15 protein-coding genes are annotated in these 14048 nt (G+C 72.1%); 3 read left to right on the forward strand and 12 right to left on the reverse strand.

Annotated elements, in window-relative coordinates; translation table 11 throughout:
- Positions 1 to 64: 64 nt before the first annotated feature.
- The 3 genes from J1M64_RS02240 to sigE all read right to left on the reverse strand — a co-directional run bounded on the left by J1M64_RS02240 (position 65) and on the right by sigE (position 2784).
- The gene (locus J1M64_RS02240; protein ID WP_206472406.1) at positions 65 to 1582 is read right to left on the reverse strand and encodes a S1C family serine protease; all 1518 of its coding nucleotides are present in this window, start codon (positions 1580 to 1582) and stop codon (positions 65 to 67) included.
- Between the two features lie 10 nt (positions 1583 to 1592).
- A complete protein-coding gene (locus tag J1M64_RS02245) occupies positions 1593 to 2024 on the reverse strand; it encodes an anti-sigma factor (protein WP_206472408.1) in 432 nt (143 codons plus the stop codon).
- A gap of 139 nt (positions 2025 to 2163) precedes the next feature.
- Positions 2164 to 2784 carry an RNA polymerase sigma factor SigE gene (gene sigE / locus J1M64_RS02250; RefSeq protein ID WP_119191775.1) on the reverse strand — a complete coding sequence of 207 codons (621 nt, stop codon included), beginning with the start codon at positions 2782 to 2784 and terminating at the stop codon, positions 2164 to 2166.
- A 202-nt stretch (positions 2785 to 2986) separates the two neighbouring features.
- On the opposite strand from sigE, the gene J1M64_RS02255 reads away from it, so the two are divergent.
- On the forward strand, positions 2987 to 3595 hold the full coding sequence (locus J1M64_RS02255; RefSeq protein WP_159148617.1) for a hypothetical protein: 609 nt from the start codon (positions 2987 to 2989) through the stop codon (positions 3593 to 3595).
- A 40-nt stretch (positions 3596 to 3635) separates the two neighbouring features.
- Here the strand turns inward: J1M64_RS02255 and glgC are convergent, their stop codons facing one another.
- Positions 3636 to 4862: a glucose-1-phosphate adenylyltransferase gene (gene glgC, locus J1M64_RS02260; RefSeq protein ID WP_206472410.1), complete on the reverse strand. Its 1227-nt coding sequence runs from the start codon at positions 4860 to 4862 to the stop codon at positions 3636 to 3638.
- Positions 4863 to 5005: 143 nt separating this feature from the next.
- Between glgC and glgA the strand changes: the two genes are divergently transcribed.
- Positions 5006 to 6172, forward strand: a complete 1167-nt coding sequence (gene glgA / locus J1M64_RS02265) for a glycogen synthase (RefSeq protein WP_069388937.1) — start codon at positions 5006 to 5008, stop codon at positions 6170 to 6172.
- Here the strand turns inward: glgA and J1M64_RS02270 are convergent.
- From J1M64_RS02270 to dapE, 8 genes are all read right to left on the reverse strand, one after another.
- A complete protein-coding gene (locus tag J1M64_RS02270) occupies positions 6161 to 7132 on the reverse strand; it encodes a putative RNA methyltransferase (protein ID WP_307872346.1) in 972 nt (323 codons plus the stop codon). The genes glgA and J1M64_RS02270 overlap by 12 nt on opposite strands.
- A complete protein-coding gene (locus J1M64_RS02275; protein ID WP_206472412.1) occupies positions 7129 to 8607 on the reverse strand; it encodes a M17 family metallopeptidase in 1479 nt (492 codons plus the stop codon). Before J1M64_RS02275 ends, J1M64_RS02270 begins: the two co-directional genes overlap by 4 nt.
- A 77-nt stretch (positions 8608 to 8684) precedes the next feature.
- Positions 8685 to 8852 (reverse strand): DUF3117 domain-containing protein, encoded by a 168-nt coding sequence (locus tag J1M64_RS02280; protein ID WP_067718434.1) that lies wholly within the window; start codon positions 8850 to 8852, stop codon positions 8685 to 8687.
- 92 nt (positions 8853 to 8944) lie between these two features.
- Positions 8945 to 9313: a DivIVA domain-containing protein gene (locus tag J1M64_RS02285; RefSeq protein ID WP_163375956.1), complete on the reverse strand. Its 369-nt coding sequence runs from the start codon at positions 9311 to 9313 to the stop codon at positions 8945 to 8947.
- A gap of 75 nt (positions 9314 to 9388) precedes the next feature.
- The gene (gene folP, locus J1M64_RS02290) at positions 9389 to 10201 is read right to left on the reverse strand and encodes a dihydropteroate synthase (RefSeq protein WP_163376098.1); all 813 of its coding nucleotides are present in this window, start codon (positions 10199 to 10201) and stop codon (positions 9389 to 9391) included.
- Between the two features lie 80 nt (positions 10202 to 10281).
- Positions 10282 to 10839 carry a TIGR00730 family Rossman fold protein gene (locus J1M64_RS02295; RefSeq protein ID WP_163375957.1) on the reverse strand — a complete coding sequence of 186 codons (558 nt, stop codon included), beginning with the start codon at positions 10837 to 10839 and terminating at the stop codon, positions 10282 to 10284.
- On the reverse strand, positions 10836 to 11612 hold the full coding sequence (locus J1M64_RS02300; RefSeq protein WP_206472414.1) for a TIGR00730 family Rossman fold protein: 777 nt from the start codon (positions 11610 to 11612) through the stop codon (positions 10836 to 10838). Before J1M64_RS02300 ends, J1M64_RS02295 begins: the two co-directional genes overlap by 4 nt.
- A 92-nt stretch (positions 11613 to 11704) precedes the next feature.
- A complete protein-coding gene (gene dapE, locus J1M64_RS02305) occupies positions 11705 to 12877 on the reverse strand; it encodes a succinyl-diaminopimelate desuccinylase (protein ID WP_374220832.1) in 1173 nt (390 codons plus the stop codon).
- Positions 12878 to 12929: 52 nt separating this feature from the next.
- Here dapE and dapD point away from each other — a divergent pair, with 52 nt between their 5' ends.
- Positions 12930 to 13898 (forward strand): 2,3,4,5-tetrahydropyridine-2,6-dicarboxylate N-succinyltransferase, encoded by a 969-nt coding sequence (dapD, locus tag J1M64_RS02310; RefSeq protein WP_206472416.1) that lies wholly within the window; start codon positions 12930 to 12932, stop codon positions 13896 to 13898.
- Positions 13899 to 14048 lie beyond the last annotated feature (150 nt).

Consider the following 14048-nt stretch of genomic DNA (forward strand, 5'->3'; position numbering starts at 1 on the left):
GCCACCGCGACGGTCAGCCCGTGAGTCAGACCCGCCCGAAGAACCACTACACACATCATCACTGTCAGCCCAGCGCGGGGCGCACGGTCAGTTCGACCCGCGTTCCACCGCGGATGACCTCGACCGGGACGTCGACGTCCGCCCCGGCGCGACGGACGGCCACCACCAGTTCATCGGAGGAACGCACCTGCCGGTCACCGACCCTGGTCACGACGTCCCCTTCCCGGAGTCCGCCCTCCTCGGCGGGCGAGCCCTCACGCACGTTGACGATCTCGGCGCCCTCCACCGACCCGTTGTCCGCCTTGCGGGCGTTGACGCCGATCGTGGCGTGGCGGACCGCCCCGTCGGTCATGAGCGACGTCGCAATCTCGCGGACGTCGTTGACCGGGATGGCGAAGCCGAGACCGATGGAACCCCCGGACTGGGTGAAGATGGAGGTGTTGATACCGATGACCGCTCCGGTCCCATCGATGAGCGGTCCCCCGGAGTTACCGGGGTTGATGGCGGCGTCCGTCTGGATCGCGTCGATCACCACGTCGCCGTCCGAGGTGGCCTCCCCGAGGGCGATCGGGCGCCGGGTCGCCGAGACGATGCCCTCGGTGACGGTCCGGGCGAGTCCGAGGGGCGAGCCGATGGCGATGACCTGCTCCCCCACCTGGACGTCGTCCGAGTCGCCCAGGGTGGCGACGGTGAGGTTCTGGACGTCGTCGACCTTGAGGACCGCGAGGTCGGTGGCGGGGTCGCGCCCCACCATCTCGGCCGAGGCCCTGGAGCCGTCGGGGAAGATGACGTCGATGTCCGCGCGGTCGGCGGCGCCGTCCAAGGTGACGACGTGGTTGTTCGTCACGATGTAGCCCTGTGGGTCGATGACGATCCCGGAGCCCTCCCCCTGGGCCGACGCCGTGGACACCGAGATGTTGACGACGGCGGGTTGGACGCGCTGGGCGACCTCACCGATCGGGTTGTCGGATCGGATGACGTTCTCCGGGGCGTCGGCGATCCGGACGGTGGAGGTGGTGAGGACGCGCGCGGAGTCCGCCACGACGGCGCCGATGGCGCCCGCGACGAGGGCGACGACGGCGACGGCCGCGGTCGCGCCGGCCACGGCCTGACTGCTCAGCCGACGTTCGAACAGTGCCTCGGACAGCGAGAGCCTGGCAGCGGGGGCCCCGGCCGCGCCCGACAGGTCGACCGGCTCGTGGTCGGCAGTGGCGGGCACCGCGGGTGCGCCGTACCCGACCGGGGCGTCGGGGTCGCGCCACGGGTCCGGAGCGGGCGGCGGTGAAACCTCGGACTCGTCCTGCCACGCCGGATGCCGCTCGATGCCCCGCGCGGTCCCGGGGGCCGGGGCGAAGGCCTGCTCGAGGGCCGGGTCGGCGTCGCTGCTGAGGAGCGGGCCGGGGTGCGCGGCGGCACCGACTCGGGACGGGTCGAATCCACCGGTGACACCGTCGGGTCGGGCGAACCGGGCGAGTTCGTCCTCGCCCACGGCCGGCCGATGGATCGGGGCGGGTTCACGAAGCGGGCGGTCCGGTTCCCCGTCCCGCGCCGTGTGCCCGGGCGCGCCTGTGTCGTCCTCCACCCGGCCCACCCTAGTTGCCGCGTCGCCACAGCCGGCGAAGCAGTCTCGACCAACCGTGGGTCTCCTCGGACCCGGCCACCGGATCGGGGCCCGTCCGCGTGGCCGGATCGGGTGCGTCCTCGAGTGACCGCAGCCGTTCGAGGAGTTCGCGGGGCATCTGGATGGGGCCGGATCCGCGCAGTGCGCGGCGTGCCTCACGCTGGTCCTCGACCTCCCGACGACAGTGCGGACACCGGGCCAGGTGGGCGTCGGCCCGGGACTGCCCCGAGGGCGGTAGCCGACCGTCGACATAGGCTGCGGCGGCTTCCGTGGAGAGGTGGTCGGTGGACAGGAAGCTCTCTCTGGCGCGGGGCGGGCCGGTCCTGTCGACCACTTTCCGCGCCGAGTCGAACGACAGCGTGAACTCGGGGCCGGGTCCGCGTCCGTGGAGGTGTCTGTCCACGCCCCTCCCCTTCTCCGGTCATCTCGTGGGCTCGTCTGAGTCCCCGTCGAGGTGTCAACGTCCGGCGTACTCGCAGGGTTCCCGCACCGCCACCCGCTGTTCCCGGTACGGACGCGGGTTGTGCCGATCGCCCGCGGGATCAGTCGATGCGCTGGTGGGCGCCGGTGACCCCGGCCGCCTCGAGTTCCGCACGCAACGCGGCCCGTCCGCGGTGGATCCGGCTCCTGACCGTGCCCATCTTCACGCCCAGGATGCGTCCGACCTCCTCGTAGCTGAGGTCCTCGATGTCACTGAGGACCACGGCGGCGCGGAACTCCGGGGACAGGTTGGCCAGCGCGGTCTGCAGGACGGGGTCGAACGTCTCCTCCGAGATCACCTGCTCCGGGCTGCGTTCACGACCGGGCACCCTTTCGGCGTCCTCGGGCAGCGCCTCGAAGCGGATGCGCCCGCGCCGGCGTGCGGAATCGAGGAACAGGTTGGTGACGATGCGGTGCATCCAGCCCTCGAAGGTCCCCGGCTTGTAGCGGTCCAGCGAGCGGAACACCCTGATGAACGCCTCCTGGGTGATGTCCTCGGCGTCGTGGGCGTTCCCGCAGAGGCGGTACGCCAGGCGGTAGACACGGTCACCGTGCTGCGCGACGAGCTCGGACCAGGACGGCATGTCCGTAGCCTCGCCGGTGGCGTCGAAACGAGCGGTCCCGGCCGCCTCGCCGAGGGCGACCGGTGCGATCGCCGTCCCGTGCACGGTTCGTGAGTACATGCGCTGCCGCCGCCTTCCGGCCCGGGCCTGTGGGAGCCCGCGCGGTGGTGGCCGCGCCCTCGTGGCGCGACGTGTGCCCACCCTCCCCTACGGGGCTGTCCTCACGGTATACGCGTACTGAGACAGCCCTGAGAGTCTGATACCGATCCGATCACCGCGCGTTGGTCACCGCTGCCTCCCCGGTCGGGGATACGCTGCTCAGGTGTCCGATTCCTCTGATGTCCCCGCCACCGATCGCTCCGGTCTCGACGGGATGGCGCAACGCAGCGCCGCCCTCGTCGACGACTCGCTCTACGCCTCCGCACGGGCCGAGGCCGAGGAACTCGGGGCCGCCTCGCCGGACGCCCTGACCGCGGACGCGATCCGCCTGGTGGCCCGCTTGAACGGCACCCGCGCCGCCGTGTGCATCACCCCCGCGCCGGGAGTCCCCGCTCTGGCGATCCTCGCGGCGGCCGCGCCCGGCTCCGGAACCGTGGTCACCTGCATCACCGACGACCCGCATCACCTCGAGGCGGCGCGATCGGCCGTCCGCGGCGCGGGCCATCCCGCCTCCTCCGCCCGCTACATCGCCGCCCGGCCGCTCGAGGTGGCGGACAAGCTCGCGGACGGCGCCTACGACCTCGTGGTCGCGGACGTCCCGGCACATTCGGTGCCGCGCGTGATCTCCCGATCCCACCAGCTGTTGCGCGCCGGCGGCGCGCTGGTCCTGATGGGTGAGCACGCCCCGCTGCCCGAGGACGCGGGGCTGCCCGAGCGCGCGCACGTCACGGTGCTCCCCGTGGGGACCGGCCTGACCGTGGTCACCCTCTGAGCGGTCGTCCCCTCCCGAGGGTTCACCCCCGGGCGCGAGGTCAACCCGGCAGTGAGGTGGTGGTGTTCTTGGCGACGCTCACCACGCCGCCCGCGCTGACCGGGAACCGGCTGCGATCGCGTTCGTGATCCACACCGATCAGGTCCCCGTCGCCGATGTGGCAGTTCTTGTCGACGATCGCCTTGCGGACCACGGCCCCTCGACCGATGCGGACGCCCGGCATGAGGACACTGCCCTCGACGACCGCCCCGTCCTCGACGATGACGTTGTTCGACAACACCGAGTTGCGCACGGTGGCGGCGGAGACGATCGTCCCCGAGCCGACCATGGACTCCTGGGACATGCCGCCGTTGACGAACTTCGCCGGCGGCAGGTTGTCCTGCTGGGTCCGGATGGGCCACAGGGAGTTGTAGAGGTTGAACACGGGGTGCACCGACACCAGGTCCATGTGCGCGTCGTAGAACGCGTCGATGGTGCCCACGTCGCGCCAGTACCCGGCATCACGCTCGGTCTCGCCGGGGACGTTGTTCAGGGCGAAGTCGTAGACGTAGGCCCGCTCCTGCTCGACGAGGGCCGGGATGATGTCGCCGCCCATGTCGTGGGTGGAGTCGGGCTTCTCCGCGTCCGCCTTGAGCGCCTCGATGAGGGCGTCGGTGGTGAAGATGTAGTTGCCCATGGAGGCGAAGGTCGCGTCCGGATCATCCGGCGTGCCCGGGGGGTCGGAGGGCTTCTCGACCCAGCCGCGGATCAGGTCGTCGTCGCCGGCGTCGATGCAGCCGAACGCGAACGCCTCGCTGCGCGGGACACGGATCCCCGCGACGGTCACGGCGGCGCCGGTGGAGATGTGGTGGTCCAGCATCTGCCTGGGGTCCATCCGGTACACGTGGTCCGCGCCGAACACGACGATGTGGTCCGGCTTCTCGTCGTAGACCAGGTTGAGCGACTGCAGGATCGCGTCGGCCGACCCGGTGTACCAGCGGGGGCCCAGACGTTGCTGGGCGGGGACCGGTGCGACGTACTCGCCGCCCATCCCGCGCATGTGCCACACCTGGGCGATGTGGCGGTCCAGCGAGTGGGACTTGTACTGGGTGAGGACGCAGATCTGCATGAACCCCGCGTTGACGAGGTTGCTGAGCACGAAGTCGATGAGACGGTAGGACCCCCCGAACGGCACCGCGGGTTTGGCCCGGTCCGCCGTGAGCGGGAAGAGTCGCTTGCCCTCGCCACCGGCGAGGACGATTGCTAGGACGTGCGGCTGATTCCTCACGCCCCCACCGTATCGACTCCGCCCTCACCCGGACCGGTCATCGTGGGGTTTGCCCCCGCCCAGTACCGAACCGTAACCCCGCGGTCGGGCGGTGTTCGCCGGGCACGCCTCGGGCGGGGGCCCGAGCGACTACCTTGGCCGGTGTGCGAGTAGCGATGATGACGAGGGAGTATCCGCCGGAGGTCTACGGCGGTGCCGGAGTGCACGTGACCGAACTGGTGGCCAACCTACGGCCGCTGTGCGAGGTGGACGTGCTGTGCATGGGGGCCGACCGCGACACCGCCCGCGCTTTCCGACCGGATCCCGAGTTGGGCGCGGACGCCAACCCCGCGATCCAGACTCTCTCCGCCGGGTTGCGCATGAGCGTCGCGGCCGAGGGCGCGGACCTCGTCCACTCCCACACCTGGTACACGGGGCTCGCCGGGCACCTCGCGGGGCAGCTCTACGGCATCCCGCACGTTGTGTCCGCGCATTCACTGGAACCCAGCCGGCCGTGGAAGGCCGAGCAGCTCGGCGGTGGATACCGGGTCTCGTCGTGGTCGGAGCGCACCGCCTTCGCGGGAGCCGACGCGGTGGTCGCGGTGAGCGCCCGGATGAAGGACGAGATCCTGCGCGTCTACCCCGAGATCGACCCGGACCGCATCCACGTGATCCTCAACGGCATCGACACCTCCGTGTGGTCACCCGTCGAGACCTTCGCCGGCGAGGGTTCGGTCCTGCGCCGGAACGGGGTGGACCCGGACCGGCCGATCGTGGCGTTCGTCGGACGGATCACCCGGCAGAAGGGCGTGCCCCACCTGGTGCGCGCCGCCCGGGACTTCCACCCTGACGCCCAGCTGGTGCTGTGCGCCGGCGCCCCCGACACCCCCGAGATCGCCGCCGAGATGGAGTCGCTGGTGGCGGAGCTGCAGTCCACCCGCGACGGTGTGTTCTGGCTGCGCGACATGCTGCCGCGCGAGGAGGTCATCGAGATCCTCTCCGCCGCGACGGTCTTCGCCTGCCCGTCGGTCTACGAGCCACTGGGCATCGTCAACCTGGAGGCGATGGCGTGCGACACGGCGGTCGTGGCGTCCGATGTCGGCGGGATCCCCGAGGTGGTCGTCGACGGCGAGACGGGCACCCTCGTCCACTACGACGCATCCGCGACCGACGCATTCGAGGCCGGGCTCGCGGCTGCCGTCAACGACCTGGTGGCGGACCCGGGCAAGGCCGCCCGGATGGGGCTGGCGGGCAAGGAGCGGGCCCGTACCCGGTTCTCGTGGGAGGCGATCGCCGAGCAGACCCATCGGATGTACGCCTCACTGCTGTAGAGGCTCCCCCGGCCGTGGAGGCGGCCTCCCGGCCGGCAGCGCCCGGTAGGTGTGCACCTCGACGTGTATCCGGACCGGGCGGTCCTGCGGGCCCAACCGGGCCTCGAGCCCGGACCTGTCGAGGTGGACGCCGCTCGGCCCCATGAGCGCCAGGTCCACGGCCACCGGGGCGGGGACCTCGGTGAGCACGTCGACGGTACGCACCTCGCCGGGGCGGAAGTGGTCGGCGAGGTCCGCGTCCAGGCGGTCCGACTTGTCCGGGGCCGGCTCCAGCATGCCGCCGGCCGAACGCAGCGGCTCGAGATGGCCCGGCCCGGGAACGGCGACGACCAACGTGCCACCCGGCCGGAGCACCCGGGCGAACTCCGCCGGGTTCCTCGGGGCGAAGACCACCTGCACCAGGTCGACGCAGTCGTCCGCGAGCGGGAGTCCGTCCCAGGTGTCCGCGACCAGGGCCGCGACGTCATCGTGGACCCTGGCGAGTCGGCGCGCCGCCGCGGTGGAGATCTCCGTGCCGACCCCGAGCGCGCCGGCCGGTCGCCCGGCCCCCGCCAGCGCGTCGACGACACCGGCGAGGTAGAAGCCGGTCCCGGCGCCGGGCTCGAGCACCACCGGCCGGGCCGGTCCCGCGTGGACGCCGCCGGTCCCGGGCGCGAACACCTCGCGGGCGACTCCGGCGAGGATCGCCACGAGGGGGTCGAACAGTCCCGAGCCGAGGACCAGGTCGCGCGCCGCGACCTGGGCCGCACCGTCGCCGGGGAAGCGCCGGCCGCGGGGACCGAAGAGGCTGAGGTGCCCCTGCCGGGCCCGGTCGAACGAATGCCCGGCAGCGCACACCACCGCCCGGTCCACGGCCTGCATACCCTGCCCGCAGACCGGACAGCGCAACAGCGGGACGACCCGCTCGAGGGCCCCGGGGCCCGGGCCCGGGCCCGCGGGCGGCGTCGGGCCGCCGCTCACGGGCGGGGCCGGTCCGCGAGGTCGCGGAGCAACGCCACCAGCGTGCGCGTCGCGAACCCGGTGGCCACCGGCCCGACCTCGTCGATCTCCTCGGACGATCGGGCCGGCCCGGCGATGTCGAGGTGTGCCCACGGTCGACCGTCCACGAAGCCCTCGAGGAACAACGCCGCGGTGATGGCACCCGGCCCCTTGGGGGCCTGCCTCCGGTCGGCGATATCGGAGCGGACCGCCGGGCGCAGATCGTCGGGGAGCGGCAGTCGCCACCACCGCTCCCCGGCCGCCGCCCCCGCTGCGGCGACCCGGTCCGCGAGGTCGTCGTCGTTCGACATCACCGCACCTGTACGCATCCCCAGCGCGACCTTCATCGCACCCGTGAGGGTGGCCACGTCCACGACGACCTCCGGGTCGCACTCGGCGATGCCGTGGGCGAGCGCGTCGGCGAGAACCATCCGGCCCTCCGCGTCGGTGTTCGTGACCTCGGACGTCGTTCCGCCCACGTGCGTGACGACATCACCCGGGCGGTAGGCGGAGCCGGACATCATGTTCTCGGCAGAGGGCACCACCACGGTCAGGTCGACGTCGGCGTACCCGGGCGACCCGTCCGCACAGAACGCCGCGGCCGCCGTCACGACCGCGGCCGAGCCCGCCATGTCCGTACGCATGAGGTGCATCCCGTCTGCGGGCTTGACCGAGATACCCCCGGTGTCGAAGGTGATGCCCTTGCCCACCAGCAGCACCCGCGGGCCCGGACCGCGGCGGCGGGCAACCAGGACGCGCGGGCCGGCCGCCGAACCCCCGCCCACCGCGAGCACGCCGCCGAACCCGCCGGAGACGAGCCCCTCTCCCTCGATGACCTCGGTCCGCATGCCCGCCGCGCCCAGTGCCTCGGACATCCGGGCCACCAGCCACTCGGGTGTCTTCAGATCGGAGGGGGCCCCGGCGAGATCGCGCGCCATCGCCGTGGCCCGGGCGGCCTCCACAGCCGCCGCCACCGCGCGGGTGACGATCACCTCGTCGTCGTCGCCGCCAATCCCCGACCCTGACGCCATCTCCACGACCAGATCGGGAACGACCGGTGCGGGGTCCGCGGCGAAGACGTCCTGGCCCCGCGCACCCAGGAGGTACCCGAGGACCAGCTCGCCGACCCTGTCTGCCGGCAGGGCCCCGGGCACGGCGACGGTCACCGGACCCTCCGCCCGCGAGTCTCGTAGGCGGCGGGCCAGCGCGGCGCCCGCCCGCCGGTGACCCAGACCGTGATCCACCGTTCCCGACCAGCCCGGACGGGGCGTGGAGTCGTCCAACTCGACCTCGACCACCGTCCGCCCGTCGTGGACGGAGACCCGCGCCTCGTCGGCGCGCCCCAGCGGCGTGCGACCGGGGTCGGGTGCGCGCGTGACGACCGCCAGCGCGGCATCGGGGACGGGACCGGAGACGACACGGACCGAGGGCAGTGGGCGGCCGGGGACGGCGGACATCGGGAGGACCTTCCGGGATATGAGTCGGCGCACCCGCCACGAGGGTCGGATGCGCCGGCATCGGTGGGGCGAAGAGATCAGGAGATGGCCTGCGACAGCTCCTCGCTGAGCGACTTCGCCTCATCGGGGGTCAGCTCGACGACGAGACGCCCGCCACCCTCCAGAGGGACGCGCATGACGATCCCACGGCCTTCCTTGGCCGCCTCCATCGGTCCGTCACCGGTCCTGGGCTTCATAGCCGCCATCGAGTCGTTTCCCTTCGTCCTTGTCCGCGGGGCGGCGCACTGTACGGGCGCCCGTGCCCACGATCGGTACTGCTGAGTGGATGGTGTCGATTCTAGCGCGTCCGGCCGCGTCCCGACGCCGTAGCGGGACGACCGTCCACCCCGTTCTGCGCCCCGTCCGCTGCGGCGTCCCCGGCCACGGTGACGTCCTCGCCCAACCGGGCCCGGAGCCGGTCGATCTCGACCGCGGCCTGCTCGAGTGCCCAGTCGACCTCTGCCATGGTGTATCCACGGGCCGACATGCCGAATCGCACCGAGCGGATATCGTCTCCGACGAGGGGTCCGTTCGGCAGCTTGGTGACCGTGTGGTCCCGGGTCACGGGCGGCAACACCTCGGAACGGCCGAACACCACGAGCGACAGCCCGAACAACCCCGCCGCGACGACCAGGGTGACGACCACGTAGACGACGATGGTGAGCATTCCGGTGCTCCCCTCCTGTAGTGACTAGCGCCGGGACCAGTCTGGCACACGGCCCGCCCGCGGCGGGGCGGCAAGTCAGGCCAGGCCGCGTACGGTTCGCGCAGGTCGGCGCGTCCCCACGATCGACGCCACCATCTCGAGGGCGCGCAACGTCCCCGGGACGTCGTGGGTGCGGAACACCCGTGCACCGAGGTAGGCCGCGACCGAAGTCGCCGCGAGGGTGCCCTCCGCGCGGTCGTCCACGCCCGCGTCCAGTGTCTCGCCGATGAAGTCCTTGTTGCTCAGCGCCATGAGGACCGGGTGCCCGACCGCCACGATCTCGTCCATCCGTCGCAACAACTCGAGGCCGTGGAAGGTGTTCTTGCCGAAGTCGTGGGTGGGGTCGATGAGGATGCCGTCCGGCGGCACGCCTGCCGCCAGTGCGCGGTCGGCGGCCGCCGTGAGTTCGTCGACGACGTCGCACACGACATCGGCATACCCCACGCGGAACGGCCGCGTCCGTGGCACCGCTCCGCCCGTGTGGGAACAGACGAACCCGGCTCCCGCCTCCCCCGCCGCGGTGAGGACGCCGGGGTCGTGACCCGCCCACGTGTCGTTGACCAGGTCCGCCCCGGCCGCCAACGCGCGCCGGGCGACCTCGCCCCGCCAGGTGTCGATCGAGATCACCACGCCCGGGTGACGGTCACGCACGGCCTGCACGAACGGCACGACCCTGCGGGTCTCCTCCGCGGCGTCGACGAGGTCGCCGGGCCCGGCCTTGACGCCGCCGATGTCGAGGATGTCCGCGCCGGCCGCCACCACCTCGTCGACGCGGGCCATCGCCGCCGTGTCGGTGAACGTGGCCCCGCGGTCGTAGAAGGAGTCCGGGGTGCGGTTGACGATCGCCATCACCAGCGGGCGGTCGACCGGGACCGGGCGGCCACACAGTGTGGGCGCCGGCGCCGGACCAGCACCTGGACCGGCGGCGATCACCGGCGACCTCCACAGGCGTCGAGCGCGGCCTCGAGGTCGTCACACACGACCAGGCGCGCCAGCGCCTCGGGTTTGACCAATCCGGCTTCCGCCAACCCTCGGACCCAGTCCAGTAAGGGGCGGTAGAACCCGATCGGGTCGTAGAGCACCACCGGCTTGTGGTGGAAGCCAAGGGAGGCCGAGGTCCACATCTCGAACATCTCCTCCATGGTCCCGATCCCGCCGGGCAGGGTGAGGAACGCGTCGGATCGCTCCTCCATCTCCCGTTTGCGTTCCCGCATGGTGGTGACGACGACGAGTTCGTCGGCCGCGGTGTCGGCGACCTCGCGGACCCGCAGCCCCTCGGGGATCACCCCGACGGTGCGTGCACCACCGGCCCGGGCCGCCTCGGCGAGCGCACCCATCATCGAGACGTTGCCGCCGCCCGACACGAGCGACCACCCGCGTCGGGCGATGCCCTCCCCCACGTCCGTCGCGATGGCCAGCAACTCCGGGTCGTAGGTGGAGGAGGCGCAATAGACGCAGACACGACGACCGGCGACCGGCGCCGTCACCGCTCGACCCCGCGGTGCTCCTCGCCGTACAGGTCCTCCCGCTCCTCGGACGTCAACGCCGCCCGGTGGTGGGCCGCACGGATGTACTCCACGGTCTCCGACACGGAGTCCGTCACGAGGAACAGGTCGGGATCGGAGGCGGAGATCATCCCCTCCTCCGCCAGCGTGCCGCGGATCCAGTCGGTCAGCGGGGCCCAGAAGTCCACGCCGAGCAGCACGATCGGGAACCTCGTGATCTTGTCCGTCTGGACGAGGGTGATGGCCTCGAAGAACTCGTCGAGGGTGCCGAACCCGCCCGGCGTGCACACGAAGGCCTGCGTGTACTTGACGAACATCGTCTTGCGGATGAAGAAGTAGCGGAAGTGCAGACCCAGGTCCACCCACCTGTTCAGGCCCTGCTCGTGGGGCAGCTCGATCCCGAGACCGACAGACTCACCATCCGCCTCCCACGCCCCCTTGTTCGCCGCCTCCATCTGTCCGGGCCCGCCACCGGTCACGACTGCGTAACCGGCCTCCACCAGTGCACGGCCCAGCTCCACGGCCTGCTCGTACGCCGGGTCCCCGGGCCGGGTGCGGGCCGAACCGAACACGCTGACGGCGTCCGACAGTTCGGCCAGTGCGCCGAATCCGTTGACGAACTCGCTCTGGATACGCAGCACCCGCCACGGGTCGGTGTGCAGCCAGTCGGTGTCCTGGTTCTTGTCCAGCAGCCGCTGGTCGGTGGTGGTGTGTTCGCCACCCTTTTCACGACGGACGAGGACGGGGCCTCGCATGTGCACGGGGTCGTTGGGGGCCTTCGATGATCTGGGGGTGGGCCGGGAGCGGCGGTACCCGGGACGTGGGCGATCCCGGGGCGCTCGCCGCCCTAGCTGGTGAGGTAGGCGCGCAGGACCCTGCTGACGTCGGTGATCTGTGCCGCCGGACAGTACTCGTCGCGCTTGTGGGCCATGCCGGGGTCGCCGGGGCCGAGGTTGACCGCCGGGATGCCCAGCGCCGCGAAACGGGACACGTCGGTCCACCCGTACTTCGCACGGACCCGCCCACCGGCCGCGCGGACGAGCTCCGCCGCAGCCGGGGCCCCCAGGCCGGGAAGCGCCCCCGGCGAGAGGTCGGTGAGTTCCCAGTACAGACCGGGCTCGGCGGGCGGGGTCTCCCCTTCCGTCACACGTGGGAGACCGGTCAGCCCCAGGGCGTCGAGGGCGTGCGCGAGGGCGGCATCGGTGTCCCGGTCCGGGGCCGACCGGAAGTTCACGTCGAGCCAGGCCTCGTCCGGGACCGTGTTGCCGGCGACCCCCGCCGACATCCGCACGGCCTGCAGCCCCTCGCGGTAGACGCACCCGTCGATGTCCACCGACCGGGCCTCATAGGTCGCGAGCGCCCCCAACACCGGCGCGAGCCGGTGCACGGCGTTGTCGCCCAGCCAGCTCCGCGCCGAGTGGGCCCGCACGCCGCGGGCGTGGACCCGGATCCGCAGGGTCCCCTGGCAGCCGGCCTCGATGAGCCCGCCGGTCGGCTCGCCGAGGATCGCCACATCCCCCGTCAGCCAGTCGCGGTGCGTGCGTTCGAGGACACCCAGACCGTTGGCCGTGGCCTCGATCTCCTCGCAGTCGTAGAGCACCAGGGTGAGGTCGTGCGCCAGCTCGTCGGAGTCCGCCAGCGCGGCGAACAGGTGCAGAAACACCGCGTCCCCGGACTTCATGTCCACTGTCCCGCACCCGTGCAGGACCCTTTCCGTCCCCTCGCCGGTGACCCGGCACGGGACGTTGTCCGCCAGGGGGACCGTATCGAGGTGTCCGGCGAGCACGACCCGGGTCGGGAGGCCCCGGGAGGTACGGGCGAGGACCCGGTTGCCGTCCCGGATCACCTCCGTCCGGCCCGCGGCCGGCCCGGTGAAGCCCGCGACGGTCGCCTCGAGAGCGGCCTGTACGGCGGCGGCGATCGCATCCTCCTCCCGTGAGGGACTGGGGATGTCGACGAGGGCGCGGGTGAGGTCGACCGGGTCGGCGGTCAGATCGAGGGCGGCGGTCACGGCCCCCACCCTAGTTGCCCGTGACCCGTGCCCGTCGGGGCAGACCGCTAGCATCGGGGCCATGAGTGCACATGGAGCCGTGGCCACCGGAATCGCCACCCTGACGTCCGACCACACCGTTCTCGACGTGTGGTACCCAGAGCCGGAGCTGGGCGCCGCGTCCGCCGGCGGTCACCGGGTGCTGTCCGGCGACGAGGTACCCGCCGAGCTGTCGCCGCTGACCGGCGCCGACGCCGACCGGGGGGTCGAGAGGGTGGCCGTGCGGGTGGAGATCGAGGACCTGACCCAGCCGCCGTCCGACGCCTACGACGCCTATCTCCGGCTCCACCTGATCAGCCATCGCCTCATCAAGCCGCACTTCGCGAACATGGACGGCTTGTTCGGCAAGCTGAGCAACGTCGTGTGGACCAACTTCGGACCGTGCGCGGTCCCGGGCTTCGAGCTGGTGCGCGCCAAGCTGCGGGCCCGCGGCCCGGTCACGGTGTACGGCGTGGACAAGTTCCCGCGCATGGTGGACTACGTGGTCCCGTCGGGCGTCCGCATCGCCGACGCCGACCGCGTCCGCCTGGGCGCCCACCTGGCCGAGGGCACCACGGTCATGCACGAGGGGTTCGTCAACTTCAACGCCGGCACGCTGGGCGCGTCGATGGTCGAGGGTCGCATCTCCGCGGGTGTCGTGGTCGGCACCGATTCCGATGTCGGCGGCGGCGCCTCCATCATGGGCACGCTCTCCGGCGGCGGCAAGGAGACCATCTCGATCGGTGAGCGCTGCCTGCTCGGGGCCAACTCGGGTGTCGGCATCTCGCTGGGCGACGACTGCGTGGTCGAGGCCGGACTGTACGTCACCGCGGGCACCAAGGTGGACGTCCGGGCGGGCGCCTGGGCCGAGCGGGAGCCCGTGAAGGCCGGCCAGCTCTCGGGCATGGACAACCTGCTCTTCCGCCGGAACTCCCTGACCGGTGCCGTCGAGGCGGTGCCGTGGAAGCGCGAGGGCGTCGAGCTCAACGCGGATCTCCACGCCAACGACTGACGCCGACGCTCGTCGGCGGCGTCACCCCCCGTCGATAAGGAGGTTCCGCACAGATCGCCCGAGTGCGGGTGCGCGGAACGTCCTTTTCGATGGGGAGGCCGGGCGACGCGGGAGGCCGGGCGACGCCGGGTGATGGGCGATGCGGGAGGG

The sequence above is a fragment of the Dietzia sp. KRD202 genome, from assembly GCF_017168155.1.
In the GTDB taxonomy this organism is placed as follows: Bacteria; Actinomycetota; Actinomycetes; order Mycobacteriales; family Mycobacteriaceae; genus Dietzia; species Dietzia kunjamensis.